24 protein-coding genes and 1 pseudogene are annotated in these 24,562 nt (G+C 65.3%); 17 read left to right on the forward strand and 8 right to left on the reverse strand.

Translation table 11 applies throughout. The features are described 5' to 3' along the window. Positions 1-21 precede the first annotated feature (21 nt). Positions 22-900, forward strand: a complete 879-nt coding sequence (locus IVB40_RS19540) for an SDR family oxidoreductase (RefSeq protein WP_247816032.1) — start codon at positions 22-24, stop codon at positions 898-900. A 26-nt stretch (positions 901-926) separates the two neighbouring features. Here the strand turns inward: IVB40_RS19540 and IVB40_RS19545 are convergent, their stop codons facing one another. The 3 genes and pseudogenes from IVB40_RS19545 to IVB40_RS19555 form a co-directional block, all read right to left on the reverse strand. Further along, positions 927-2,261 carry a dicarboxylate/amino acid:cation symporter gene (locus tag IVB40_RS19545; RefSeq protein WP_027569833.1) on the reverse strand — a complete coding sequence of 445 codons (1,335 nt, stop codon included), beginning with the start codon at positions 2,259-2,261 and terminating at the stop codon, positions 927-929. A gap of 84 nt (positions 2,262-2,345) precedes the next feature. Continuing rightward, positions 2,346-2,893 (reverse strand): annotated as a pseudogene (locus IVB40_RS19550) (biotin transporter BioY). An 87-nt stretch (positions 2,894-2,980) separates the two neighbouring features. After that, positions 2,981-4,168, reverse strand: coding sequence for an aminotransferase class I/II-fold pyridoxal phosphate-dependent enzyme (locus tag IVB40_RS19555; RefSeq protein WP_247816033.1), 1,188 nt, complete (start codon positions 4,166-4,168; stop codon positions 2,981-2,983). Between the two features lie 220 nt (positions 4,169-4,388). Between IVB40_RS19555 and IVB40_RS19560 the strand changes: the two genes are divergently transcribed. From IVB40_RS19560 to aat, 10 genes are all read left to right on the forward strand, one after another. After that, the gene (locus IVB40_RS19560) at positions 4,389-5,792 is read left to right on the forward strand and encodes a M48 family metalloprotease (protein WP_027517691.1); all 1,404 of its coding nucleotides are present in this window, start codon (positions 4,389-4,391) and stop codon (positions 5,790-5,792) included. A gap of 126 nt (positions 5,793-5,918) precedes the next feature. Further along, the gene (locus tag IVB40_RS19565; RefSeq protein WP_027517690.1) at positions 5,919-6,686 is read left to right on the forward strand and encodes a DsbA family protein; all 768 of its coding nucleotides are present in this window, start codon (positions 5,919-5,921) and stop codon (positions 6,684-6,686) included. Positions 6,687-6,902: 216 nt separating this feature from the next. After that, positions 6,903-7,742 (forward strand): DUF1236 domain-containing protein, encoded by an 840-nt coding sequence (locus IVB40_RS19570; RefSeq protein WP_027569829.1) that lies wholly within the window; start codon positions 6,903-6,905, stop codon positions 7,740-7,742. A 264-nt stretch (positions 7,743-8,006) separates the two neighbouring features. Then, positions 8,007-8,474, forward strand: coding sequence for a type II 3-dehydroquinate dehydratase (aroQ, locus tag IVB40_RS19575; protein WP_247816035.1), 468 nt, complete (start codon positions 8,007-8,009; stop codon positions 8,472-8,474). 37 nt (positions 8,475-8,511) lie between these two features. Continuing rightward, positions 8,512-9,000 (forward strand): acetyl-CoA carboxylase biotin carboxyl carrier protein, encoded by a 489-nt coding sequence (gene accB, locus IVB40_RS19580; RefSeq protein ID WP_247361265.1) that lies wholly within the window; start codon positions 8,512-8,514, stop codon positions 8,998-9,000. A gap of 60 nt (positions 9,001-9,060) precedes the next feature. Continuing rightward, complete coding sequence (gene accC / locus IVB40_RS19585) at positions 9,061-10,419, forward strand: acetyl-CoA carboxylase biotin carboxylase subunit (protein ID WP_007609734.1); 1,359 nt, start codon at positions 9,061-9,063, stop codon at positions 10,417-10,419. A 106-nt stretch (positions 10,420-10,525) separates the two neighbouring features. Next, complete coding sequence (locus IVB40_RS19590; RefSeq protein WP_027569826.1) at positions 10,526-12,043, forward strand: ATP-binding protein; 1,518 nt, start codon at positions 10,526-10,528, stop codon at positions 12,041-12,043. After that, a complete protein-coding gene (locus IVB40_RS19595) occupies positions 12,040-12,480 on the forward strand; it encodes a response regulator (RefSeq protein ID WP_027569825.1) in 441 nt (146 codons plus the stop codon). The genes IVB40_RS19590 and IVB40_RS19595 overlap by 4 nt, the downstream gene beginning before the upstream one ends. After that, the gene (locus tag IVB40_RS19600; protein ID WP_027569824.1) at positions 12,477-13,592 is read left to right on the forward strand and encodes a histidine kinase dimerization/phosphoacceptor domain -containing protein; all 1,116 of its coding nucleotides are present in this window, start codon (positions 12,477-12,479) and stop codon (positions 13,590-13,592) included. Before IVB40_RS19595 ends, IVB40_RS19600 begins: the two co-directional genes overlap by 4 nt. 50 nt (positions 13,593-13,642) lie before the next feature. Beyond that, positions 13,643-14,323 carry a leucyl/phenylalanyl-tRNA--protein transferase gene (gene aat / locus IVB40_RS19605; RefSeq protein WP_247816040.1) on the forward strand — a complete coding sequence of 227 codons (681 nt, stop codon included), beginning with the start codon at positions 13,643-13,645 and terminating at the stop codon, positions 14,321-14,323. A gap of 33 nt (positions 14,324-14,356) precedes the next feature. On the opposite strand, the gene IVB40_RS19610 is transcribed toward aat, so the two are convergent. Continuing rightward, positions 14,357-15,391, reverse strand: coding sequence for a DUF2155 domain-containing protein (locus tag IVB40_RS19610; protein ID WP_247816042.1), 1,035 nt, complete (start codon positions 15,389-15,391; stop codon positions 14,357-14,359). A gap of 207 nt (positions 15,392-15,598) precedes the next feature. On the opposite strand from IVB40_RS19610, the gene IVB40_RS19615 reads away from it, so the two are divergent. Both IVB40_RS19615 and IVB40_RS19620 read left to right on the forward strand, forming a co-directional pair. Then, complete coding sequence (locus IVB40_RS19615; RefSeq protein ID WP_247816043.1) at positions 15,599-16,546, forward strand: alpha/beta hydrolase; 948 nt, start codon at positions 15,599-15,601, stop codon at positions 16,544-16,546. Between the two features lie 13 nt (positions 16,547-16,559). Next, the gene (locus IVB40_RS19620) at positions 16,560-17,576 is read left to right on the forward strand and encodes a Na+-dependent transporter (protein WP_247816045.1); all 1,017 of its coding nucleotides are present in this window, start codon (positions 16,560-16,562) and stop codon (positions 17,574-17,576) included. A 41-nt stretch (positions 17,577-17,617) separates the two neighbouring features. On the opposite strand, the gene IVB40_RS19625 is transcribed toward IVB40_RS19620, so the two are convergent. Both IVB40_RS19625 and IVB40_RS19630 read right to left on the reverse strand, forming a co-directional pair. Beyond that, entirely contained in the window at positions 17,618-17,794 is a 177-nt protein-coding gene (locus tag IVB40_RS19625; protein ID WP_008137831.1) for a hypothetical protein, read from the reverse strand. Positions 17,795-17,978: 184 nt separating this feature from the next. After that, on the reverse strand, positions 17,979-18,920 hold the full coding sequence (locus IVB40_RS19630) for a GlxA family transcriptional regulator (RefSeq protein WP_247816047.1): 942 nt from the start codon (positions 18,918-18,920) through the stop codon (positions 17,979-17,981). A 91-nt stretch (positions 18,921-19,011) separates the two neighbouring features. Here IVB40_RS19630 and IVB40_RS19635 point away from each other — a divergent pair, with 91 nt between their 5' ends. Then, complete coding sequence (locus tag IVB40_RS19635; protein WP_247816049.1) at positions 19,012-19,698, forward strand: DJ-1/PfpI family protein; 687 nt, start codon at positions 19,012-19,014, stop codon at positions 19,696-19,698. Positions 19,699-20,111: 413 nt separating this feature from the next. Here IVB40_RS19635 and IVB40_RS19640 read toward each other — a convergent pair whose 3' ends face one another. Beyond that, entirely contained in the window at positions 20,112-20,519 is a 408-nt protein-coding gene (locus IVB40_RS19640) for an NADH:ubiquinone oxidoreductase subunit NDUFA12 (RefSeq protein ID WP_027569817.1), read from the reverse strand. Positions 20,520-20,766: 247 nt separating this feature from the next. On the opposite strand from IVB40_RS19640, the gene IVB40_RS19645 reads away from it, so the two are divergent. The 3 genes from IVB40_RS19645 (at position 20,767) to IVB40_RS19655 (ending at position 24,304) form a co-directional block, all read left to right on the forward strand. Continuing rightward, positions 20,767-21,390: a BA14K family protein gene (locus IVB40_RS19645; RefSeq protein WP_247816051.1), complete on the forward strand. Its 624-nt coding sequence runs from the start codon at positions 20,767-20,769 to the stop codon at positions 21,388-21,390. Positions 21,391-21,632: 242 nt separating this feature from the next. Next, positions 21,633-22,055 carry a response regulator gene (locus IVB40_RS19650; RefSeq protein ID WP_027569815.1) on the forward strand — a complete coding sequence of 141 codons (423 nt, stop codon included), beginning with the start codon at positions 21,633-21,635 and terminating at the stop codon, positions 22,053-22,055. Next, positions 22,052-24,304: a CHASE3 domain-containing protein gene (locus IVB40_RS19655; protein ID WP_247816053.1), complete on the forward strand. Its 2,253-nt coding sequence runs from the start codon at positions 22,052-22,054 to the stop codon at positions 24,302-24,304. Before IVB40_RS19650 ends, IVB40_RS19655 begins: the two co-directional genes overlap by 4 nt. Here the strand turns inward: IVB40_RS19655 and IVB40_RS19660 are convergent. After that, on the reverse strand, positions 24,301-24,537 hold the full coding sequence (locus tag IVB40_RS19660; protein ID WP_247816054.1) for an arginase family protein: 237 nt from the start codon (positions 24,535-24,537) through the stop codon (positions 24,301-24,303). The two genes, IVB40_RS19655 and IVB40_RS19660, sit on opposite strands and share 4 nt — an antisense overlap. Positions 24,538-24,562 lie beyond the last annotated feature (25 nt).

Consider the following 24,562-nt stretch of genomic DNA (forward strand, 5'->3'; position numbering starts at 1 on the left):
CTTGATCCCTGGAGAATGCTCATGCGTGTTTTCGTCACTGGCGCCACCGGCTTCGTCGGCTCCGCCGTCGTCCGCGACCTGATCGCCGCCGGCCACCGGGTCACGGGCCTCGCCCGCTCCGACGCGGGAGCCGCGGCGCTCGCCGCGATGGGTGCCGAGGTCCATCGCGGGTCGCTGGAGGATCACGCGTCCTTGCGTAGCGGTGCCGCCGCAACGGACGGCGTCCTGCACCTCGGCTTCAACCACGACTTCTCGAAGTTTCTGGACAATTGCGAACTCGACCGCCGCGCGATCCAGGCGATCGGCGAGGAGCTCAAGGGCTCCGGTCGCCCTCTCATCGTCACCTCCGGCGTCGCGCTGCTTGCGCCCGGACGCCTCGCCACCGAGGACGATGAATCATCGCACCGCTTTCCACGCGTGTCGGAATCGACCGCGCTGTCGCTGGCCGGCGTCCGCGCCGCCGTTGTGCGTCTTCCGCCGTCCACGCACGGCGAGGGCGACCACGGCTTCGTCCCGATCCTGATCAACCTCGCGCGCCAGAAAGGCATATCGGCCTATGTTGGCGATGGCGGCAACCGCTGGCCCGCCGCGCACCGCTTCGATGCCGCGCGCGTCTACCGGCTGGCGCTGGAGCAAGGCGCAACCGCGAAGCACTTTCATGCGATCGCCGAGGAAGGCGTGCCGTTCAAGGCGATTGCGGAGGTGATCGGCCGGCGGCTCGGCGTGCCCGTGGTGTCCCAATCGCCCGAGGAAGCGGCCGCGCATTTCGGCTGGTTCGCACAGTTCGCGGCCGCCGACGTTCCGACCTCGAGCGCGAAGACGCGTGCTGCTCTCGGCTGGTCGCCCAAAGAAAAAGGGCTGATCGAGGATCTCGACCAGCCCTATTACTTCAAGATCTGACGGCGCTCGGCACCGCCAAATGCAGATCAGTCCGTCGTGACCGCCGTTTCCATGTCAGTCGGATCGATCTGCCTGGCGAGGTTGGCGTTGAGCTTGTCGCGATCGAGTTCGCCCTCCCACCAGGCGACGACCACGCAGGCAACGCCGTTGCCGCACAGATTGGTCAGCGCGCGACACTCGCTCATGAACTTGTCGATGCCGAGCACGATCGCCATGCCCGGCACGAGGCGCGGATCGACCACGGCGAGCGTCGCCGCCAGCGTGATGAAGCCCGCGCCCGTGATGCCGGAGGCACCCTTCGAGGTCAGCATCGCCACCACCAGGATGGTGAGCTGCTGGCCGAAGGTGAGATCGAAGCCCAGCGCCTGCGCGATGAACAGGGTCGCCAGCGTCATGTAGATGTTGGTGCCGTCAAGATTGAACGAATAGCCCGTGGGCACCACGAGGCCGACCACCGACTTGGAGCAGCCGAGGCGCTCGAGCTTTTCCATCAAGGACGGCAACGCGCTTTCCGAGGACGAGGTGCCGAGCACGATCAGCAGCTCGTCCTTGATGTAGGCGAGGAACTTGAAGATGGAGAAGCCGGCGAAGCGTGCGATGGTTCCGAGCACGACGAATACGAACAGCGCCGCGGTCACGTAGAACGTCGCGATCAGGCCGACGAGGTTGAGGATCGCCCCGGTGCCGAACTTGCCGATGGTGTAGGCCATCGCGCCGAAGGCGCCGATCGGGGCTGCGCGCATCACGATGGAGATGACGCCGAACACCGCATGCGCGGCGTCGTCGATGAAGCTGCGGATGGTGTGGCCGCGTTCTCCGAGCCCCATGATGGCGAAGCCGAACAGCACCGAGAACAGCAGCACCTGCAGGATCTCGCCTTGCGCGAAGGCGCCGACAACGGTGTCCGGAATGATGTGCAGCACGAAGTCGACCGACTTCTGGCCTTCGGCCTGCTTGGCGTAGTTGGCGACGGCCTGCGCATTGGCGGCGGCGCCGCCGAAGCCCGCACCCGGCTTCACCAGATTGCCGATGATAAGTCCGATCACCAGTGCGAAGGTCGAGACGATCTCGAAATAGACCAGCGCCTTGACGCCGATGCGGCCGACCTTCTTGGCGTCCTGGATATGGGCAATGCCCGAGACAACGGTGCAGAAGATGATCGGCGCGATCACCATCTTGATCAGCTTGATGAAGCCGTCGCCGAGTGCCTTGATCCACTCATTGGTAGCGACTGACGGCCAGAGCCAGCCGACGATGGCGCCAAGCACGATCGCGATCAGCACCTGGATATAAAGTACCTTGTACCACGGCTTGGCGGCGGGCGGCGCGACCGGCGCCCCCACCATCGTTGTCGTCGTCATTGTTTCACTCCCCCTCAAAACGCCAGGCCAGCCAAGATCAACTTGGCCGGCCCTGTCAATCGGAACTGCTCGATATTGCGCGCTTTACCCGCGGTCGACCACCCGGCGTATCGCCGGCATCAAGTCGCGCCCAGCGCGTTCTTGACCAGCAATGCCGCAACGAACGGCATCAGGCCGACCTGCCACGCCTTTGCGGCGCCGAGACCGAAGGCCAGCCAGCCAAAGCCCGCGGCCAGAATGAGGATGTGGCCGACGGCCATGGCCGCAAACAGCAGCATTACGCTGCGATCCCAGCCGCGCTCGGCGAGCCAGCCGGTGACGAACGCGGCGCCAATGAAGCCGAACAGATAGCCCGCGGTCGGGCCGACCAACGGTGCGATTCCACCAACGGGACCGGCGAACACCGGCAGGCCCATTGCGCCCTCGGCGAGGTAGGCGATCATGGTTGCGCTGCCAAGCCGCCAGCCATAGGCGGCGCCGATCATCAACACGACCAGCGTCTGCAATGTCATGGGCACGTAAGGCAGTGGCAGGTTCACCTTGGCTGACAGCGCCATCAAGGCGGTGCCAAGCGCAATCAGCACGACGGCGCGCAAGGCGCCGACGGTTTCACCCGGCCGGATCGGCCACATCAATGCGGCGAGAGGAGAATGCGTGGCGGTAGACGGGACGGAACGGTTAGACAAGTTGCACTCCAGAAGGCTGTCGAAAACTGGCGGCTATTTAAGCCAGTGGGCGATCCGGTCAACTGCTTCCCGCATCTCCGCAGCCGAACGCGCGTAAGAGAGCCTTATGAATGAACGACCATGGATGGGATCGAAGTCGAGCCCCGGCGTGACCGCGACATGGGCCTGTTCGAGCATCTGCTTGGCGAACTCGAAACTGTCGGAGGTGAAATCCGAGACGTCCGCATAAAGATAGAATGCACCGTCGGCCGGCAGAAACCTGGTCAGGCCGGCCTTGGGCAATCCCTCGATCAGGATGCGCCGGTTTTCCTGATAGCCGTGCTTGATCTCCTCCATCTCGGCCGCGCCGTCGAAGGCCGCTTCGGCTGCGATCTGCGACAGCGATGGCACCGAGATCGACAGGTTCTGCTGCAGCCGCTCGATCGGCCGCACCAGAATCTCGGGCACGACCATCCAGCCGACGCGCCAGCCCGTCATGCAAAAATACTTCGAGAACGAGTTGATCACGAGCGCGTGGTCCGACAGCGCCGCAGCCGTCACCGCGGGAAACGCGTAATCGAGCCCGTGATAGATCTCGTCCGAGATGAAACGGATGCCCGCGTCTTCCGCCGCCGCGATCAGGCTGGCGAGCGCCTCGCGGGACATCATGGTCCCGGTTGGATTGGCGGGGCTGCCGACCAGCACGCCCTTCAGCGGCGCCTTGCGATGGGCGGCCAGCAGCGCCTCGCCGGTCAACGCATGGCGCGTCTCGTTCGTGGTCTCGATCAGCACCGGCTCGCAACCGAGCGCGGTGAGGATATGACGGTACGGCGGATAACCCGGCACCGTTACGGCAACGCGGTCGCCCGGCTCGAACATCGCGAGGAATGCCAGAACGAACCCGCCGGAGGAGCCGGTGGTCACCACGATCCGCTCGGGGCTGACGTCACAGCCATAGGCATCGCGATAATGCCGCGCGATGCGCGCGCGCAAGGAGGGGATGCCGAGTGCGGAGGTATAATCAATCCGCCCCGCCTCGAGCGCCACATGGGCGGCCGCAATCGCGGTCGTCGGCGCGCCGGCGGCGGGCTGGCCAACCTCCATGTGGATCACATGGCCTCCGGCCGCCTCGATCCGGGCCGCCGCGGCCATCACGTCCATCACCATGAACGGGGGAACATCGCTGCGGCGGGAGGGCGCAAGCCACTCTCCCAATCGGTTCCTCAATGTCGCATCGTGCATCGATTTCTGCTATTCGCTGGCGGGGCCGATCCGTCCGACCCGGGAAAAACGGGGTGCTTGCGCCCCAGACTGGCCGCATTGTACGGCTCATAAGGGGTACGGCTCAAAGGGGCATATCGCGTATCCGGTCCGCCGCCAATCGCCAAAACCAATCACTGAACTGCTTGACCAGGAATGCCTGACAAGCCTGCTGACAAGACCGTTTGACCCAGACCGCTTGATGTTGTTCCAGATCGCATTGCGCAAGACGGCCACCGCCCTCACCTCCCTCGTCGCGGCGGCTGCGATCGCGCTGACGCCGTTCTCGGCCGCGCATGCGCAGGCCAAGGGACCGCCGGTCCTGCGCGACACCGAGACCGAGCAGCTGCTGCGCGAATACACGCGCCCGATCCTGCGCGCCGCCGGTCTGGAAAAGCAGAACATCCAGATGGTGATCGTCAACGAGGGCTCGTTCAACGCGTTCGTCGCCGATGGCCGCCGCATCTTCGTCAATTACGGTGCGATCCTCCAGTCGGAGACGCCGAACCAGATCATCGGCGTGCTCGCGCACGAGACCGGGCATCTGGCCGGCGGCCATCTATCCAAGCTGCGCGAGCAACTCGCCAACGCCCAGACCCAGATGATCATCGCCATGCTGCTCGGCGCCGGCGCGATGGCCGTAGGCAGCACCCGCGGCAGTGGCAGCGCCGGCAACAATGGCCTTGCCAATGCAGGAGCCGCCGCCCTCGCCGGCCCCCAGGAGATGATCCGCCGGACGCTGCTGTCCTACCAGCGCCAGCAGGAGGAGAACGCCGATCGCGCCGGCGTGAAATTCCTGACTGCGACCCAGCAGTCGCCGAAGGGCATGTACGAGACGTTCAAGCGCTTCACCAGCGAGAGCCTGTTCGCCGCACGAGGCGCCGATCCCTATCTCCAGTCGCACCCGATGCCGGCCGAGCGCGTCGCTTCCTTGCAAGAGTTCGCCAGCTCCAGCCCTTATTGGGACAAGAAGGACGATCCAGCGCTCCAGCTCCGCCACGACATGGTGCGCGCCAAGATCTCCGCCTTCATGGAGCGGCCGGAGACGGTGTATCGCCGCTATCCCCTGACCAATGACAGCATGCCGGCGCGCTACGCCCGCGCCATCAGCACCTATCTGCACGGGGATTTGCGCAGCGCGCTCACCCAGATCGACGCGCTGATCCAGGTCCAGCCCAACAATGCGTATTTTTACGAGGTGCGCGGCCAGGCCCTGCTGGAGGGCGGCAAGCCGGCCGAGGCGATCCCTGCCCTGCGCAAGGCTGTCGCACTTTCGAACAACGCGCCCCTCATCGAGATGTTACTTGGGCAGGCTCTGGTTGGGTCCGATAATAAGGCCTACACCGATGACGCCGTTCGGATTCTCCGGGCCGCGGTCGCACGGGAACCGGAGGCCATTCTCGGCTACATGCAGCTCGCGATGGCCTATGGCCGGAAGGGCGACTATGCCGAGGCCGATCTGGCGTCGGCGCAGGCCGCTTATCTGCGCGGCGACAACAAGACCGCCCGCGAGCTTGCGACGCGCGCGAAAACCCGTTTCGCCGTCGGCACGCCCGGATGGGTCAAGGCCGACGACATCGTGGCATCGAAACCGCCGCGCAACTGACAAGACCAAGACGACCTTACAGGACGACGCCTTACGCCACGACGCCTTACGAAACGACGTCACGACACCGAACTTAAGTCCGCCGGGACGTTTTCCGAAACCTGCTTTGGATAAGAGGATTTGCCTATGCCTTCGCTGCGCCTGCTTGCTCCCGCGCTGTTTGCGCTCGCCATGTTCGGCGCAGCCGCGCCCGCGTCGGCCGACAGCTTCTCCGATGCCCAGCGCACGGACATCGAGGTGATCATCAAGAACTATCTCGTCACCCATCCCGAGGTGCTCGAGGAAGCGATGGCCGAGCTCACCAAGCGCCAGGCCGCGGCCGAGACGCAGAAACACGAGGCCAGCGTCGCGCAGAATTCCGATGCGATCTTCAACTCGCCACGCCAGGTCGTGCTCGGCAACAAGGACGGCGACGTCACCTTCGTCGAGTTCTTCGACTACAATTGCGGCTACTGCAAGCGCGCGATGGACGACATGCTCACCCTCATGAAGGCTGATCCGAAGCTGAAGGTTGTGCTGAAGGAGTTTCCGGTGCTGAGCCAGGGTTCGGTGGAAGCAGCCCAGGTCGCAGTCGCGGTGCGCATGCAGGATCCCTCCGGCAAGAAATATCTCGATTTCCATCAGAAGCTGCTCGGCGGCCGTGGCGCGGCCGACAAGGCGCGCGCGCTTCAGGCGGCCAAGGAAGCCGGTCTCGACGTCGCGAAGATCGAGAAGGATATCGGCAGCGCCGAGGTGCGCAGCACCATCGAGGAGAACTTCAAGCTCGCCGAAGCGATGGGCATGAACGGCACGCCCAGCTACGTGATCGGCAAGCAGATCGTTGTCGGCGCCGTCGGTGTCGATAGCCTGAAGGAAAAGATCGCTGTGGCCCGCTGCGGCAAAGCGACCTGCTGACAAGGCGACTTGCTGATCAGCGATCTGCTCTACAACTCACCAACGCAAAAGGCCGGCTGAAAAGCCGGCCTTTTCATTGCGCCGAAATCTGGCGCGCGCGTTCATCTGGCGTTCAACAAACAAATGCCGCGGAACCGCCAATGTTCCGGAACTCCTGATACCTCCTTTCGTTGTCGGCGCGGGCAATGACGCAGAGAAACACGTGAGGAGAATTCAATGTCTAACCGCTTTATGATCTCGGTCGCCGCGCTCGCGCTCGTCGCCGGCACCGGTCTGGCAAACGCACAGGGCACCATGAACCGCGACAGCGGTGGCGGCGCTGGCGCGCAGCCGACCCAGCACTCGCAGCCTTCCGGCGCCGCCGAGCGCGGCGGCTCGATGGGCCGTGAATCCGCTCAGGAGAAGGGCACCGTCGGCCAGACTGGCGGCGCCATGAAGCCCGGCGGTGCAGCCGAGGAGAAGTCGTCGGGCGGGATGGATAAGTCCGGCGCGATGAACAAGAACGCGGCCGACGAGAAGGCCGGCGCCGCGAAGGGTGAGCACGCCCAAGGCGCGCAGGATAAGTCCGCGCAGGACAAGTCCATGCATGACAAGTCAGCGCAGGACAAGGCAGCGCAGGACAAGTCGAAGAGCACGATGGACAAGTCCCAGACGGACAAGTCCAAGAGCACGGAGACTGACACCAAGAGCGGCAATATGAACGCCCAGACCAAGGGCGCAGACAGTCAGACCAAGGGTGCGGACAACAAGGCTGCCGATACCAAGTCTCAGACCACGACCGGCACGGCCTCCGCGACCGCTTCTGCACCGCCGCCCGAGAAGCGGACCGAGATCACATCCGCGATCAAGTCGACCAAGATCGAGGAAACGACCAACGTCAACTTCAACATCTCGGTCGGCACGACGATCCCTGCCAGCGTTCATTTCCACCCGCTCCCGCCGCGGATCGTCGAGATCTATCCGGAGTGGCGCGGCTACGAGGTGATCTTCGTGCACGGCCAGTACGTGATCGTTCGCCCGCAGACGCGCGAGATCGTGTACGTCATCGAGGGGTAAGCCGGTCCGCTGACCGACCCGTCCCGCACGAGCCCCTGCCGAGAGATCGGCAGGGGCTTTCGGTCTCTTGGGAGACCCGACCCCTCTGGCACTGCGGCAGCCATGCTTCGGACTGGTTAACAAGCAATTTCCGTAGCTTGCGCACAGGTTTTTGCACCCCGGATGAGGCATCTGAAGCCAGCTCGGAGGTCCTTCAAGGCTTCCCCTCACGCGCTTTGTTACCTATAACCCCCGCCACGCCGAAGCACCTCTTGCGGGATTGGAATGGCCGAACCAGCAACCGACACGATCCTTGTCCTGAACGGGCCGAACCTCAACATGTTGGGGACACGCGAGCCCGAGAAGTACGGGCATGTGTCGCTGGCCGACGTCGAGGCGCTGTGCCGGGAGACGGCAACGACGTTCGGCCTCAAGGCGGACTGCCGGCAGTCCAACCGCGAGGGCGAGCTGATCGACTTCATCCACGAGGCACATGCCCGCAAGATGAAGGGCATCATCATCAATGCCGGCGGCTATTCGCACACATCGATCGCGCTGCACGACGCGCTGCTGGCGGTGCAGATCCCGACGGTCGAGGTGCACGTCACCAACATCCACGCCCGCGAGAATTTCCGACATCACTCCTACACCGCGCGCGCGGCCTTCGCCTCGCTCTGCGGTTTCGGCATCGAGGGCTACCGCCTCGCCATCCAGGGCCTTGCCGCCAAGCTCGGCATCAAGCCCAAAGCCTGACGCTCCCCCTTCACACAGAACATTCGGATCAAACAACATGGCGCGCCAGCCAGACGACAAAGCAGCCGCAAAGTTTTCCAGCGAGGATTCCGCCCTCGTCCGCGAGCTCGCCTTGCTGCTCGATGAGACCAGCCTCACCGAAATCGAGATCGAGCGTGCCGGCCTGCGCCTGCGCGTCGCCCGCAACATCAGCGTCGCCGCGACCATGCCGATGCAGATGGCGGCTGCCCCCGCCGCGCTCCCGGTGGCTGCAGCTGCCGCCGCGCCTGCCGCTGCCGACCTGTCGAAGCATCCCGGCGCCGTGACCTCGCCGATGGTCGGCACCGCCTATTGGGCGCCGGAGCCTGGCGCCAAGCCGTTCATCGAGGTTGGCAGCAAGGTCTCGGTCGGCCAGACGCTGCTGATCATCGAAGCCATGAAGACCATGAACCAGATCCCCTCGCCGCGCGCCGGCACGGTGACGCAGATCGTGATCGAGGACGGCCAGCCGGTCGAGTACGGCGAGCCGCTCGTGATCATTGAGTGACGTTCGAGGGCGGTCTCATCGCCCTCGCCGCTTTCCGCGCGTCAGTCCAACAAGGACACCATGTTCGACAAGATCCTCATAGCCAATCGCGGCGAGATCGCCCTTCGCATCCTCAGGGCCTGCAAGGAGCTCGGGATCGCGACCGTCGCCGTGCACTCCACCGCCGACGCCGATGCCATGCATGTGCGCCTGTCGGACGAGAGCGTGTGCATCGGGCCGCCGGCGTCCAAGGACAGCTATCTCAACGTGCCCGCGCTGCTCGCGGCCTGCGAGATCACCGGCGCCGATGCCGTGCATCCCGGCTACGGCTTCCTGTCGGAGAACGCGCGCTTCGCCGAAATCCTCGCCGAGCATAATCTGCATTTCATCGGCCCGAAGGCCGAGCACATCCGCCTGATGGGCGACAAGATCGAGGCCAAGAGGACGGCCAAGAAGCTCGGCATTCCCGTGGTGCCCGGCTCCGACGGAGGGGTCGGCCCCAACGACGACGCGATGGCGATCGCCAGGAAGATCGGCTTCCCCGTGCTGGTCAAGGCCGCGGCGGGCGGCGGCGGCCGCGGCATGAAGGTGGCCGAGAGCGAGGCCGATCTTCAGGTCGCGCTGTCGACGGCTGCCAACGAGGCCAAATCCGCTTTCGGCGATGCCTCCGTCTACCTCGAGAAATATCTGCAGAAGCCGCGTCACATCGAGATCCAGATCCTCGGCGACGGCCGCGGCGGCGCGATTCATCTCGGCGAACGCGACTGCTCGCTGCAGCGACGCCACCAGAAGGTTTGGGAGGAAGGCCCCTCGCCCGTGCTGACCGCGGCTGCACGCGCCAAGATCGGCGAGACCTGCGCCAAGGCGATGCGCGAGATGAAATATCTCGGCGTCGGCACCATCGAATTCCTGTTCGAGGACGGCGAGTTCTACTTCATCGAGATGAACACGCGCATCCAGGTCGAGCATCCCGTCACCGAGAGCATCACCGACATCGACCTCGTGCTGGAGCAGATCCGCATCGCCGCCGGCGGCGACCTGCCGGCGAGGCAGGAAGAGGTCCAGGTCATCGGCCACGCGATCGAGTGCCGCATCAACGCCGAGAATCCGCAGACCTTTCGTCCTTCGCCCGGTCGCATCACGCAATATCACCCGCCCGGCGGGCTCGGTGTGCGGATCGATTCCGCCGTCTATCAGGGCTACACGATCCCGCCTTATTACGACTCGCTGGTCGGCAAGCTGATCGTGCACGGCAAGACCCGCGGCGAGTGCCTGATGCGGCTGCGCCGGGCGCTGGACGAGATGGTGGTCGAGGGGATCGAGACCACGCTGCCGCTGTTCCGCGCTCTGGTGCGCGAAGACGACATCATCAACGGCGACTACCACATCCACTGGCTGGAACAATATCTTGCCGGCAAGGCGGAACCCGCCCCGAAGTAGCCGTCCCTCCGCATGGAACCCTTTGGCCCCAATCGCGTTTGGGACGATGGGGACAGTTCCGAGGGGGCGTTTTGAAGTCCGGCAATCCTGATCCAGCGAGACCGTCGTGACCGCTGACGCGCAGCGACGGCGTACATTTTGGCAGATCCTGCTGTTCGCAGCGGGACTCCTGGTGCTGACCGTGATCAGCGCCGGCTCCGTCTACCTCGTCAACAAGGCGAGAGACGACAGCAAATGGGTGGTTCACACCATCGAGGCGGAGAACCAGATCAACGCCCTCCTGCTGGAAATCCGGCGGGCCGAGAGCGCCGCCCGCGGCTACCTTCTGACACAAGGGGCGGATTTCAAGGTCGAGCATGACAAGGCCGTGGCGGCCGTCATCCCCGCTCTCGACAAGCTCACGCGCCTGATCGGCGACAACCCGGCGCAACGCCAAAGCATCGAGAAGCTGAGCGCGGCGATCGAGACCCGGCTCGGGCAGTTCGCGCAGGAGATGGATTTCATCCGGCGGGGTGAGCCGGAGAAGGCCGCAGCGCTGGTCCGCGAGATCGCCTCCACGGACGCAACAGCCGTGATCGCCAATGTCGCGACAGGGATGATTCAGGAGGAGGAGCGGCTGTTCCGGCTCCGAACGGTCAATTCGGATCGCAGCCAGACCCTCGCCGCGTCGATGACCGGCATCGGCTCCGGCCTCGTCGTGCTGCTGGCGCTGATATCGATCTGGCTGGTGCGGCGCTCGGCCGGCGCCCGTGACGATGCCGAGGCGCGCCTGCGCGATGCCAACGTCAACTTGGAAGCCGTGGTCGACGAACGCACGGCCGATCTGCGCGAAGCCAACAACGAGATCCAGCGCTTTGCCTATATCGTCAGCCACGATCTGCGCTCGCCACTCGTCAACATCATGGGCTTCACCAGCGAACTCGAAGAGCTCGGCGGCGACATTTTCCGCCGTATCGGCGGCCTTACCCACGTCCCGGCCGACGGGCCGCCGCTGCCGGACGGCGAGATCGCGCTCGAAGGTCCCGACAAGCAGCTCTCAGCGGATTTTTCCGAAGCGCTGGGCTTCATCAAGTCGTCGATCGCCAAAATGGACCGCCTGATCTCGGCGATCCTCAATCTCACCCGCGAGGGCCGGCGCGAGTTCCAGCCGGAAAAGATCGACACCGCCGAGCTGATCGAAGCGATCGTATCGACGCTGGCGCATCAGGCCGCCGAGGCGCAGGCGGAGATCCAAGTCGCCCCCCTGCCCAATCTCGTCAGCGACCGCCTGGCGCTGGAGCAGATCTTCTCCAATCTGATCGACAACGCCATCAAATATCTCAAGCCCGGCGTCCCCGGCGAGATCAGAATCCGCGGGCGCACCAAGCTCGGCTACGCTATCTTCGAGATCAGCGATAACGGCCGCGGCATCGACCCCAAGGACCACCAGCGGATCTTCGACCTGTTTCGCCGCGCCGGAACCCAGGACAAGCCCGGTCAGGGCATCGGTCTTGCGCATGTGCGTGCACTTGTGCGTCGCCTCGGCGGCACCATGTCGGTATCATCGGAACTAAATACGGGCAGTACCTTCACCATCACGCTGCCCATCACCTGGAACACCAGCAACCGGAACGCGGATCAATGACTCAACCCGTCAGCATCATCATGATCGAGGACGACGAAGGGCACGCGCGGCTGATCGAGCGGAACATCCGAAGATCCGGCGTCAACAACGAGATCATCTCCTTTGCCAACGGCACGGACGCGATGAAATACCTGTTCGGGCCCGACGGCAGCGGGCTCGTGCAGAAAGGTAATGCGCTCCTGATCCTGCTCGATCTCAACCTTCCCGACATGACCGGGATCGACATTCTCAAGCAGATCAAGGAGAACAAATATCTGAAGGCCTCGCCCGTCGTGGTGCTGACCACCACCGACGATTCCCAGGAAATCAAGCGCTGCTACGAGCTCGGCTGCAATGTCTACATCACCAAGCCCGTGAACTACGAGAATTTCGCCAATGCCATCCGGCAGCTCGGCTTGTTCTTCTCGGTCATCCAGGTCCCGCCCGCCGCCCCATGAACCAACGCATGCCCACACTGCTCTACATCGACGACGACGGGGCGCTTGCGCGTCTGGTCGATCGCGGCCTGACACGGCGCGGCTACAAGGTCGTTCACGCCGCAAGCGGCGAGGAAGGCCTCGAGCTCATCCGCCGCGCGGGCGCGCAGGACAGCATTGACCGCGGCATCGACGTCGTGGCGCTCGACCAGTACATGCCCGGCCTCGACGGATTGGAGACGCTGGAGCAGATCATGGCGATCCCGGGCGCGCCGCCGGTGGTCTTCGTCACCGCTTCGCAGGATTCCAGCATTGCGGTGACGGCGCTGAAGGCGGGCGCGGCCGATTATCTCGTCAAGGACGTCAAGGGCGATTTCATCCCCCTGCTTCACGTCGCGGCCGAGGGCGCGCTGCGCCAGGCCGAAATGCAGAAGGCGCGCGAGGAAGCCGAAGCCGAGATCCATGCCTCACGCGACCGCTACGCGGCCCTTGCCGCCGAACGCGAAATGCTGCTGCGCGAGGTCAACCACCGCGTCGGCAACTCGCTCCAGATCATCGCCTCCCTGCTGCATCTGCAGGCCAGCTCCGCTGCGCAGGACGAGGTCAAGGCTGCGTTGACCAATGCGATGGGCCGCGTCGCCGCGGTCGCGCAGGTGCACCGCCGCCTCTACACCTCGCAGGACCTGAAGAGCGTGGTCCTGAACCAGTATCTGGACTCGCTGCTCGAGGATTTGCGCCGCTCGGCCGAGGGCAACCGGATGTCGCGCCTGACGCTGAAGGCCGAACCGATCGAGATCGATCCGGACCGTGCGGTCGCCGTCGGCATCATCGTCAACGAGCTGGTGATGAATGCGGTGAAATACGCCTACCCTGACGGCGCCGGCCCGATCCATGTCGAGCTGACCTCGCAGGGCGACGATCTCCTGCTGTCGATCAGCGACGATGGTGTCGGCGACAACGTCAAGGCCGATCCGCGCTCCACCGGTATGGGCCAGCGCATCGTCGCAGCCATGGCCACGAAGCTCGATGCTTCGGTCGAGCGCGATCCCACCCATTCCGGAACCCGCGTCATGTTGATGTTCCGCCGTGTCCCAGTTGCCGCCGGCAAGCCGGCTGCTGCCGCAGCGAACTGATCTGCACCGCCCATCGCAACCGCATTGCGATCCTGCTATTATGGCGAGCCATGACTTCGCGCGACTCTGCCCCGTCTGAAATCACGCCGGCCGTTCTGCTGCGCGCCTATGCCTGCGGCATCTTTCCGATGGCCGAAAGCGCCGATGATCCGACCCTGTTCTGGGTCGAGCCGGAGTTGCGCGGGGTCATCCCGCTCGACGGATTTCGCGTGGCTTCGCGGCTCGCGCGCACCGTACGTTCGGATTCATTCCGTGTGACCGTCAACACCGCCTTCAAGGCCACGATCGCCGGCTGCGCCGCGCCGCAGGCCGGGCGCGAGGACACCTGGATCAACAAGCGCATCCGCGACCTCTATGGCGGGCTGTACGAGCTCGGCCATTGCCACAGCGTCGAGGCCTGGCAGGGCGAGGACCTTGTCGGCGGGCTTTACGGCGTCAGCCTGGGCCGGGCCTTTTTCGGCGAGAGCATGTTCCACACCGCGCGCGATGCCTCCAAGGTCGCGCTGGTGCATCTGGTCGCGCGGCTCATCCATGGCGGCTTCGAGCTGCTCGACGCCCAGTACGTCACCGAGCACCTGAAGAGTTTTGGCGCGGCCGAGATTTCGCGGCGGCGCTACACCGCGCTGCTCGACAAGGCGCTCGCGGGCGAGCCCGGCGATTTCCTGAGGCTCTCCGCCGGCGAAGCAATCCCGGGCGCACGCGCGCTCGAGATCATCGCCGCGGGGCAATAATAAGGGATATTAGCCAACCCCCGGGGATTTGGCCTAGCGGCCGAACCCGGGGATACCGAACAGACCCGGGCGCTGCTCGGGCGGCGGAGGTGGTGGCGGCGGTGCCGGCTGCTGCTGCTGGATCGGCGGCAGCGGCTGCGGCGGACGCTGCTGCACCTGCTTGGGCGCGGCTTTCTTCTGCGCGGGCGGCGGCGGTGGCGGCTTGGTGCCGGGATCCGGTGCCGCGGTCGCAATCGTCTGCTGCGGCTCTTTGCAGTCGGTGAGCCAGATATCGTAGATCGGGTGCTCGACGCCGTGCAGGCCTGGACTTGCCGCGTACATCCAGCCCGAGAAGATGCGCTTCACCTCACCTTGCAAGGTGATCTCGTCGACCTCGACGAAGGCGTCGGTGTTGGCGGCCTCGGTCGCCGGCCGCGTGTAGCAGGCGTCGGTTTTGACGCGCAGCGCACCGAACTGCACGGTCTCGCCGATCTCCTCGTCGAAATTGATGATGCGCCCGGTGATCTTGTCGAGACCGGAGAAGGTCGCCTTCTTGTTCACGATCTTCTGGGCCGGCGGCTCGGTAACGACCTCGTCGCCCGGCTGAAGGCTCGCCGGCGTCTGCGGGACTGCGCCTCCGGGCGCGCCCTTCTGCTGCGGCTGGCGCTGACCCGGCGCGCCTTGCGGATTGGGTGGAGCGACCGCGACGGACGGCGGCTGGTTTGGCGGAGCTGCGCTAGACCCTGGCGGCGGCGCCAGAGGCTGGGTCTCGACCGGCCCCGGCATCACATTGCCCTGCCGACCCGGCGGTGGCGCCATCGGACGCGACGGCAGCACACGGCCCTGCGCGGGCAGCTCCGGCACCTCTTCGTCGTCGTCGGGTATCTGCTGCTGCGGCTGGGGCTGGCCACGCGGAATGTTGCCGGGCGGCCGCAGCGGCGGCGGATCGGAGAAGATCGTACCGATCTGCGCCTGCGCCGGCGTCGCAGCCGTCAGTGCGGTGGCGGCCAGAAGCGCCGCAAGACCTGTCAGAGTAAATGTTCGAAACATCTCGCGCGGCTTCAACAGCGAATCGGGCTTGCTGGACATTCTACAGGGGATACCGCCGCTCGCAGGCCATCCGGTTAACACGGCGAATACGGCGGGGGAAGGGCGGCATCCCTGCCCTTCCCGGCCCGGTCTGGCCAGATCGGCCCCCGGATGGGATAGTCGAGCACTCCTCTCAGGGGTCAGGCGGGCATCGCCCCTGGAAACGACGTCCAACGAACAATCAGAAACCCGCAAGGTCGCTCCCCCATGCCCGTTGTGCTCGATCCCGATGCCGCCGCCGTCTACAAGGCCTTCCAGGAGGCCGGTCGGCCTGCCTACGAGACGCTGACCGCCCCGGAAGCGCGGGCCTATTACGCGCAGGCACGCTTTGCGACCAATCCCGAGCCACCGGACCTCGCGCGCGTCACGCCGCTATCGATCCCGGCACCGCACGGCGCCATTCCCGCGCGTCTCTATGTTCCGAAGGAGCCGCGGCGGCATGATGGTTTGTCGCCAGCGCTGGTGTTCTTCCACGGCGGCGGCTGGGTGATCGGCGATCTCGATTCCCATGACGTCGTCTGCCGCCAGCTCGCCGACGCCGGCGCGCTGATCGTGATCTCGGTGGATTACCGCCTCGCGCCCGAGCACAAATTTCCCGCCGCCATTGATGACGCGATCGCCGCGACCAAATGGGTCGCCGCCAACGCGCGCGAGCTCGGCATCGACGCCTCCCGGCTTTCGATCGGCGGCGACAGCGCTGGCGGCAATCTCGCCGCCGTCGTCGCGCTCGCCGCGCGCGACGGCAACGGTCCCGCGATCGCGGCCCAGTTGCTGATCTACCCGGCGACCGATTTCGCCATGACGCATGGCTCTCACCGCGAGCCCGAGACCAGCGTGCTGCTGACGCATTCGGTGATCCGCTGGTTTCGCGACCATTATCTCAACGGCGCCGCCGATATCCACGACTGGCGCGCCTCGCCGGCACGGGCGACAAACCTGGCCGGACTGCCGCCGGCCTATGTGCTCACCGCCGGTGCCGATCCCCTGCGCGACGAAGGCGACGAATATGCTCACCGCCTGAAGCAGGCCGGCGTGCCCGTGGCTACCAAGCACTATCCCGGCCAGTTCCACGGCTTCATCACGATGGGAAAATTGCTGCGTGAGGCCAATGTCGCCGTGAGCGAGATCGGCGCGTGGCTGAAAGGATTGGGCTGAAACGCCGTTCCCGATGCCGCCCGTCCTTCAAAGCATATTCGTCCTCCCCCTGCGCTGGCTGACATGGCTTGGCGGCCAAGGCACCCGCGCGGTGGCCGCCGTCGTGTTCATCGCGCTCGCGGTGCCGCCGCTCGGGATGTTGCTGCGCCCCTTCGTCACCGAGGCGATCTTCGTTCTGCTCTGCATCTCCTTCATGCGGGTCGATCTCGCCGCGCTCACCGGCCATCTGCGGCGGCCAGCGCTGGTCGGGACCGCCACCGTCTGGACCATGATCGGCGTGCCCGTGATCGTCGGGCTGATCGTCCATGTCACCGGGCTCACGGCGCGCGCCCCCGACCTTGCCCTGGCCTTGATGCTGCAGAGCATGGCCTCGCCGATGATGGCCGCGCCGGCGCTGGCCGCGCTGATGGGTCTCGATGCCACGCTGGTGCTGGTCACGTTGGTGAGCGCGACCGCGCTGGTGCCGTTCACGGCATCGCTGTTCGCGAGCCTGTTCCTCGGCGACATGCTCAGTATCTCGCCGCCTGCGCTGGGGCTGAAGCTGCTCGGCATCCTCGCAGCATCGCTGCTGGCAGCGACCGTGATCCGGCAGGTCTTCGGCGCGGCCGCGATCCAGCGCCACAGGCAGCCGATCGACGGCTTCAACATCGTCATCCTGCTGGTCTTCGCGACCGCGATCATGGGCGACGTCGCGAGCGATCTCGTCGCCCGGCCGGTCTCCACCCTGGGCTTTGCAGCTCTCGCCTTCGCGATCTATTTCACGCTGCTCGCCGTGACCACGCTGCTGTTCCGCCGTATCGGCTATGAGCGCGCGCTGGCGCTCGGGCTGATGGTGTCACAGCGCAATCTGGGCCTGATGCTCGCCGCGACCGCCGGCGCGCTGCCGCCCACCACCTGGCTCTATTTCGCGATGACGCAGTTTCCCATTCACCTTGCGCCCTACATGCTGATGCCGATCGCGCGGCGCTTGACGGCGCGCGCACAGGCCTCGAGCGCCGCGGCGACCGGCGGCAAGGCCGCATCGGGCTGAACCAATCCGCAAGTCAACCGCTGGTGACCAAGCGAATGCCGTCACGCAGCGCGCCAATGTCCCTTGTGAATATCGAACTTCACGGCACCGTCGTCACGCATCTTCAACAGGAGCGATTGGCAGTCGTCCTGGTTCTTGATGTTCACGCGCTTCATGATGTCGAAAGTCTTCAGAGGTTTTTCGCGAAGGGCAATCAGAATCTTTTCTCGATCGGTCATTGGGGTTCCTTGCATCGGTTTCGGCGACGGTACGTGTTGTACAGATCGTCCGCAACGGCTGCATTCGCTTGAGGGAGGTCGGTTCCGGGTCCAAAAGGCGAAATGCCGCGCAATATGCAAGTCTGCTCAAATATCCAAGTGTGCTCACCCGCTCAAGCGGCCTCTCCAAATCGGTGAATTCTCCCTACACGGCCCTTGCCGCGCGCCGCAGCGCCTGCGGCGGCTGGCCGAAGGCGCGGATGAAAGCGCGCCGCATGCGCTCGGGGTCGCCGAAGCCGGTTGTCTCCGCGACGAGCTCGATCGCCTCGCGCGAGGACTGCACGCGCTCGCGCGCGACCTCGATGCGCAAGCGCTCGATGGCTTTCGAGGGCGTCGTGCCGGTCTCGGCGGCAAAGGCGCGGGCAAAATGCCGCGCACTCATGCCAGCGCGGTCGGCGAGATCTTCGACCGTCAAGCGGGCGTCGAGGTTCTCGCGCGCCCAGGACAGCAGCGCGCCGAAGCGCCCGTTCGGCGTCTTCAATTCCAGAAGTGACGAGAACTGCGACTGGCCGCCGCTGCGGCGATGATACAGCACGAGCTGCCGCGCGGTGTCCTGCGCGATCTGCTCGCCGTGGTCCTCGGTCACCATCGCGAGCGCAAGGTCGATGCCCGCCGTGATGCCCGCCGACGTCCACACATTGCGGTCGCGCGTGAAAATCTGGTCCGGCTCGAACTTCACCTTGGGATAGCGCGCGATGAAATCCCGCGTGCGTCCCCAATGGGTGGTGGCGCGGCGGCCGTCGAGCAGGCCTGCCTCGGCCAGCACATAGGCGCCCGAGCAGACGCTGGCGACCCGCACGCCGCGCCGCGCCAGCCGCTGCACGAAGGCGCGCGTGACCTCGCAGCGCGCGGCGTCCGTCACGCCCGCGCCTCCCGCCACGACCAGCGTCGTGATCGCATTCGCCGACTTGAAGTCGCGCGCCATCATCTCCACGCCGGACGAGCTGCGCACGGGCCCCGCGTTCACCGCCAGCACGCGGATCCCGGGTGTCGTCTTGCCCGTGCAGCGCGCCGCGATCTCGAACACCGAGATCGGGCCGGCCGCATCGAGCAACTGGAAATCCGGGAAGATCAGGATGCCGATCATGGTCATGTCCGAAAGCGAGGGAAATACGCCATTTTGGACGGAAGGGCATCATGAGAGGCTGCGTCCGTCAAGCTCATAATTGGAGGCTCTCATGTCGTCCCCGCTCCAGATCGGTCTCTTGGTGTTTCCGCGCGTCACCCAGCTCGATTTTACGGGTCCCTTGCAGGTGTTCTCCTCCGTGCCCGGCGCAAAACTGCATTTGATCTGGAAACGGATCGAGCCGGTGCCGAGCGATTCCGTGCTGACGCTGACCCCGACCACGACCTTCGCCGACTGCCCGCAGCTCGACGTGATCTGCGTGCCCGGCGGCGGCGGCACCAACGATCTGCTCGATGACGAGGAGGTGCTCGGTTTCCTGCGCCGGCAGGCCGAGGGCGCCAAATACGTCACCTCGGTCTGCACGGGATCGCTGGCGCTCGGCGCCGCCGGCCTCCTGAAGGGCTACCGCGCCGCCACGCACTGGAGCGCGATGGAGATGCTCGCTCAGTTCGGCGCGACGCCGACCAAGACGCGCGTCTGCGTCGACCGCAACCGCATCACCGGCGGCGGCGTCACCGCGGGAATCGATTTCGCGCTGACCCTGGTGTCGATCATGGTCGATCGCACCACCGCGGAGGCGATCCAGCTTCAGCTCGAATACAATCCCGCCCCGCCGTTCAATGCAGGCTCGCCCGACACCGCACCCGCCGAGGTGCTGACATTGCTGAAAGAGCGTGGCGCGCAGGGACAGGCGCGGCGGCTAGAGGCGGTGAAGCGCGCGGCTGAAAGGATGACCTAGTCTCCGCTCTCGTGTCCCGGGCGCGCTGCAGCGCGTAGCGGTGCTGCGCACGGACGCGACATCCAGTTGTGCCTCCATGAAAGAAAAAGGCCGCCCGGTTTCCCGAGCGGCCTTTCCTGTCTTACGGCGGCTGCACATTTCATCGGGCGATTTCGGAGCTTCCAGACCGGGGGCCTATTTCCCGATCGAGTCCTGGTCGGCGGCCGCTGCATTTCGGGACAGTCGCGAACTGTTGCCCGAACCGAACGCGATGGTCTCCCATCTCCGTAAGATGCGACCATTGAGCCGCATCGCCCGCGTGGCTGCAATGCCCGCGCAGGACTCATCCCCGCTGTTCCCGCTGTCCACAGCAGAGCGAGGCGGATGCGGGTGCATCCACTCCAACGACAAGGGTTGAGACGGGAATCGGAAGCCTAGCTGGGCGTCCAGGGCTGATAGTCGCCGGTCGCCTTGGGCCGCTTGCCGCTGGCGAGCGTCGAGCCCGAGGGACGGTAGGCGTTGGCCGTGCCGGTGAGATTGGGCTGGTGCGGCTTTTCCCACTCGCGCGGCTGGTAGTTGTCCTGCGTCGGCGGCACGTCGACGGTGTGATGCATCCAGCCGTGCCAGGACGGCGGGATACGGCTGGCCTCGGCGTAGCCGTTATAGACCACCCAGCGCCGCTCGAAGCCGAGGGCCGGATCGATCGCCCCGCCGCGGGTGCGATAATAGAGGTTGCCCTGCTCGTCCTGGCCGACCAGCTCGCCATAGCGCCTGGTCCAGAGTTGGGTGCCAAACGTCTGGCCATTCCACCAGGTGAAGAACTTGAGGAAGAATTGTTTCATGCGGCAAGGGCCCTGCTTCGTCGGATCCTGATGCCATCCGGACGGCGAAATGTCCAGTTCGGCGGGGGCGGCGGTGCCCTGCTGCAGATGCGTCGCCGGGCACACCGACTCTGCCGCAAATCGGACGCGATCCGTTCATGCCGGATACAGCGTCGCCATGAAAGCTTGTCCTCGCACGCAAACCGCCGTGATCCCAGGAACTACAGCCCTTTCATCGGGTTTGCTTCCGGGAAAAGGAGTTTTGATCATGAGAAGTCTGAAAGTCTTGAGCGCGGCTGCGGCCGTGGCGCTGGTTCTCCCGTTGGCGACGCCAAGCTTCGCGCAAGGTCGCGGCGGACATGGCGGTGGCGGCGGTGGCCATTTCGGCGGGGGTGGCGGTGCCCACTTCGGCGGCGGTGGCGCTCACTTTGGCGGTGGCGGCGCCCGCATGGGCGGCGGCAACTTCGGCGGCGCGAGGATCGGTGGCGGCGGTGGCAATTTCGCAGCAGGTACAGCCATGCGTCCCAGCGGCGGAGCTGCCTTCAACGGCGGCGGCGGGCGCAGCTTCGCAGCAGCCGGGGGTCAGCACTGGAATGGCGGCGGCGGTCATTGGCACGGCGGCGGCTGGCGCCATCGCGGCGGCGGCTTCTGGCCCGGTGTCGCGGCAGGCGCTGCGATCGGCGGCCTCGGCTCGTACGCCTATTACGGCGGCGGCTATTACAACGACCCCTACTACTATGGCGACGACAGCTATTATGATGAGCCGTCAGTAGCCGTGGTCCCAGATAGCGGCGGCGACTCCGCGGGCTATTGCGCGCAGCGCTACAAGTCCTACGATCCGGCGTCCGGCACTTATCTCGGCTATGACGGCCAGCGTCATCCCTGCCCGTAAGCCGACCTGCAACACGTGAAGAAGAAGGCGTCGCAGCGATGCGGCGCCTTTTTCGCATACAGGCGCCTCACCTGTTTCGCTCGCCTCGTGTTCGCCATCGGCGATCGCGGCGTACAACCGATGCGAACGGACCTTTATTCACCGCACCGTGCATACCTACCCTTATCCAATCCCAAATTGACCCGACGCGCGATTCACCTGTATCAACTTGGCTATGGGGACTTCGATGACTGGGAAGTGTCATGCCGCGTATTCTCGTGGTCGATGACGATCCGATGGTCGGTGCGACCATCGAGGTCCTCCTCCAACGTCAGGGCTTCGACGTCACGTTGACTGATGGCGGAGAAACGGGTTTGGCTGCGCTCGAAACCCAGAGTTTCGACGTGATGCTGGTCGACATCTTCATGCCGCATATGCGCGGCTTCGAGTCCATTCGCATCTTTCACGAGCGCGCGCCGGCGGTTCCGCTGATCGCGATGTCCGGCTACGCCTTCGCCTCATCCGCCTCGCCCTCTCCCGACTTCCTCCGGATGGCGCTGGAGCTTGGCGCGACCCGCTGCCTGCGCAAGCCGTTCACGCCGGACGCGCTGCTGACCACGATCCGGGAATGCATCGCCGCGCCGGGCGATGGCTCGCAGCCGAAGGACAAGAAAGAAGCCCCTTGATCCCAACGCAGCGTGTCATTCTCGGTGCTGGACTTGCCATCCTCCTGATCATCACCGCAGCCTCGATCGGCCTCGACGTCAAGTCGCGGTCCGACGCGGCCTGGGTCAATCACACCGTCCAGGTGCTGAAGAAGATCTCCGACCTGCGCGTGCTGATGCGCAGTGCCGAGAGCGCCGCACGCGGCTACGAGATCTATCGCAACCCGAGCTTCAGCGAGGAATTCCAGGCGGTGCACGCCCGGATCGCACCGGCACTCGCCGACCTCAAGCGCAGCGTGCGCGACACTCCGGAACATGTCGCGCTGCTCGAGGGCACCGAGCCGCTGGCGCTGCGCCGGATCGAGATCGCCGCCGAAGTGATGCGCCTGCGCGCCGGAAACGACCAGGCCGGCATTGCCGCGCTCCAGGGCAAGGGCGAGGGCCGTGGCCTCATGGACACGGTGATGGGCAATTTCGATCATCTGAGCGCAGAAGAAGAACGATTGCTCGCGGCGCGCTCCCAGGATTCGCGCCGCACCGGCATCGTGCTGCTCGGCATCGACGTCGCCGGCGCGCTGGTGATCCTGCTGCTGGTCGTGATGATGATGCGCGAGAGCCGGCGCACCGAGGGCGCACTCAAGAGCACGCTATTGGAGACCACGGCCGCCAACCAGCAGCTCGAGACCGCAGTGGCCGAGCGCACCGAGCATCTGGTCACCGCGCATGACGAGCTCCGCCTGTCGGTCAACGTGCTCCAGAGCACGTTCCACAGCATGGCGGAAGCGGTGCTGGTCATCGACGCCGAGGGTAACGTCCTTCTATCCAATCCCGCCGCCGAGCGCATGCTGCTGCACCGGACCGGCATGAACCTGCGCAATCTGCGGGCGCTGTCAACCGTGCTTCACGGCGACGGCGTCACCCCGCTCAAGCCGGACGAACTGCCGTCGGCACGCGTGCTGCGCGGCGAGCCGTTCGAGAATATGGAGATGATCGTCCGCCCGCACAGCGGCAATGCTCCCCGTCATCTCATGATCAGCGGCCGGCCGATGCTGGACGGGCAAGGCAACGTCTCCGGCGCGGTGCTGGTCTATCACGACGCGACCATGTCGCGCGAGACCGAGCGGCAATTGTACCAGTCGCAGAAGCTGGATGCGATCGGCAAGCTCACCGGCGGCGTCGCGCACGACTTCAACAACATGCTGACCGTGATCTCCGGCAATACCGAGACGCTGGTGGCAAGTCTGAAGCAGCAGCCCGAGCTCCAGCGCGTGGCGCGCCTGATCGACGAGGCCGCCGAACGCTGCGCCGAGCTGATCCAGCATCTGCTCGCCTTCGCGCGCAGGCAGCCGCTGCAGCCGCGCAACGTCGAGATCAACGCCGCGGTCGCGGACATCGCGAAACTCCTGCGCCCCACCCTCGGCGAGCAGATCGAGATCGAGACCGTGCTCGAACAGGGGCAGATGACCGCGCACATCGATCCGTCCCGCCTCACCAATGCCCTGCTCAACATGGCGATCAACGCGCGTGACGCCATGCCGAACGGCGGCAAGCTGCTGCTCGAGGCACACCGCGTCGTGCTCGACCAGGCCTATGCGCAAAACAATCCCGACGTACGGCCCGGTCCTTACGTGATGCTCGCCGTCAGCGACACCGGCACCGGCATGCCGACGGAGGTGCAGCAGCAGGCGTTCGAGCCGTTCTTCACCACCAAGGAGGTCGGCAAGGGAAGCGGCCTCGGCCTTTCCATGGTCTACGGCTTCGTCAAGCAGTCCGGCGGCCACATCAAGATCTACAGCGAGGAAGGCCACGGCACCACGATCAAGCTCTATCTGCCGCCGGGCGAAGGCATGGCCGAAGTGGCCCCCACCACGACGCCGCAGGCGGAAGGCGGCGCCGAGACCATTTTCGTGGTCGAGGATGATCCGCTGGTGCGCAACTTCGTCACCGTGCAGCTCCAGAGCCTCGGCTACCAGACCGTCGCCGCGCCCGACGGCAAGGCTGCGCTCGAGTTGATCCAGGCCGGCCAGCCGTTCGATCTGCTGTTCACCGACGTCGTCATCCCCGGCGGCATGAGCGGGCGCGAGCTCGCCGACAAGGTGGCGACGATCCGCCCCGGCGTTAAGGTGCTCTACACCTCCGGCTATACCGACAACGCCATCGTCCACCACGGCAAGCTCGACGACGGCGTGATGCTGTTGACAAAACCGTACCGCCGCAACCAGCTCGCCGAGATGATCAGGAAGGCGCTCGGTGGCGGGGTGGCCGGTTAGAGTTTCTGCTTGGCGGCACATCCAATGGCGTTGCAGATGATCCGCGCTGCGCAGATCGCCCCAATAGTCTGCACATCACACTCCGGCACCAATTCGACCAGATCGAGACCGACAATTCTGGCCTTCGAGGCGACGCCCGCTATCAGGTCTACGACGTCGAAATAGGACAGGCCTGCTCTCAGGAGCCGTTGCAACAGGGGTAGCGTGCGTTTACTCCGAACAACATAAGCCATAGCCGCAGCCGAAGAGGCATGTGTT

Origin of the sequence: Bradyrhizobium sp. 40 (genome assembly GCF_023100925.1) — a bacterium.
Classification (GTDB): Bacteria; Pseudomonadota; Alphaproteobacteria; order Rhizobiales; family Xanthobacteraceae; genus Bradyrhizobium.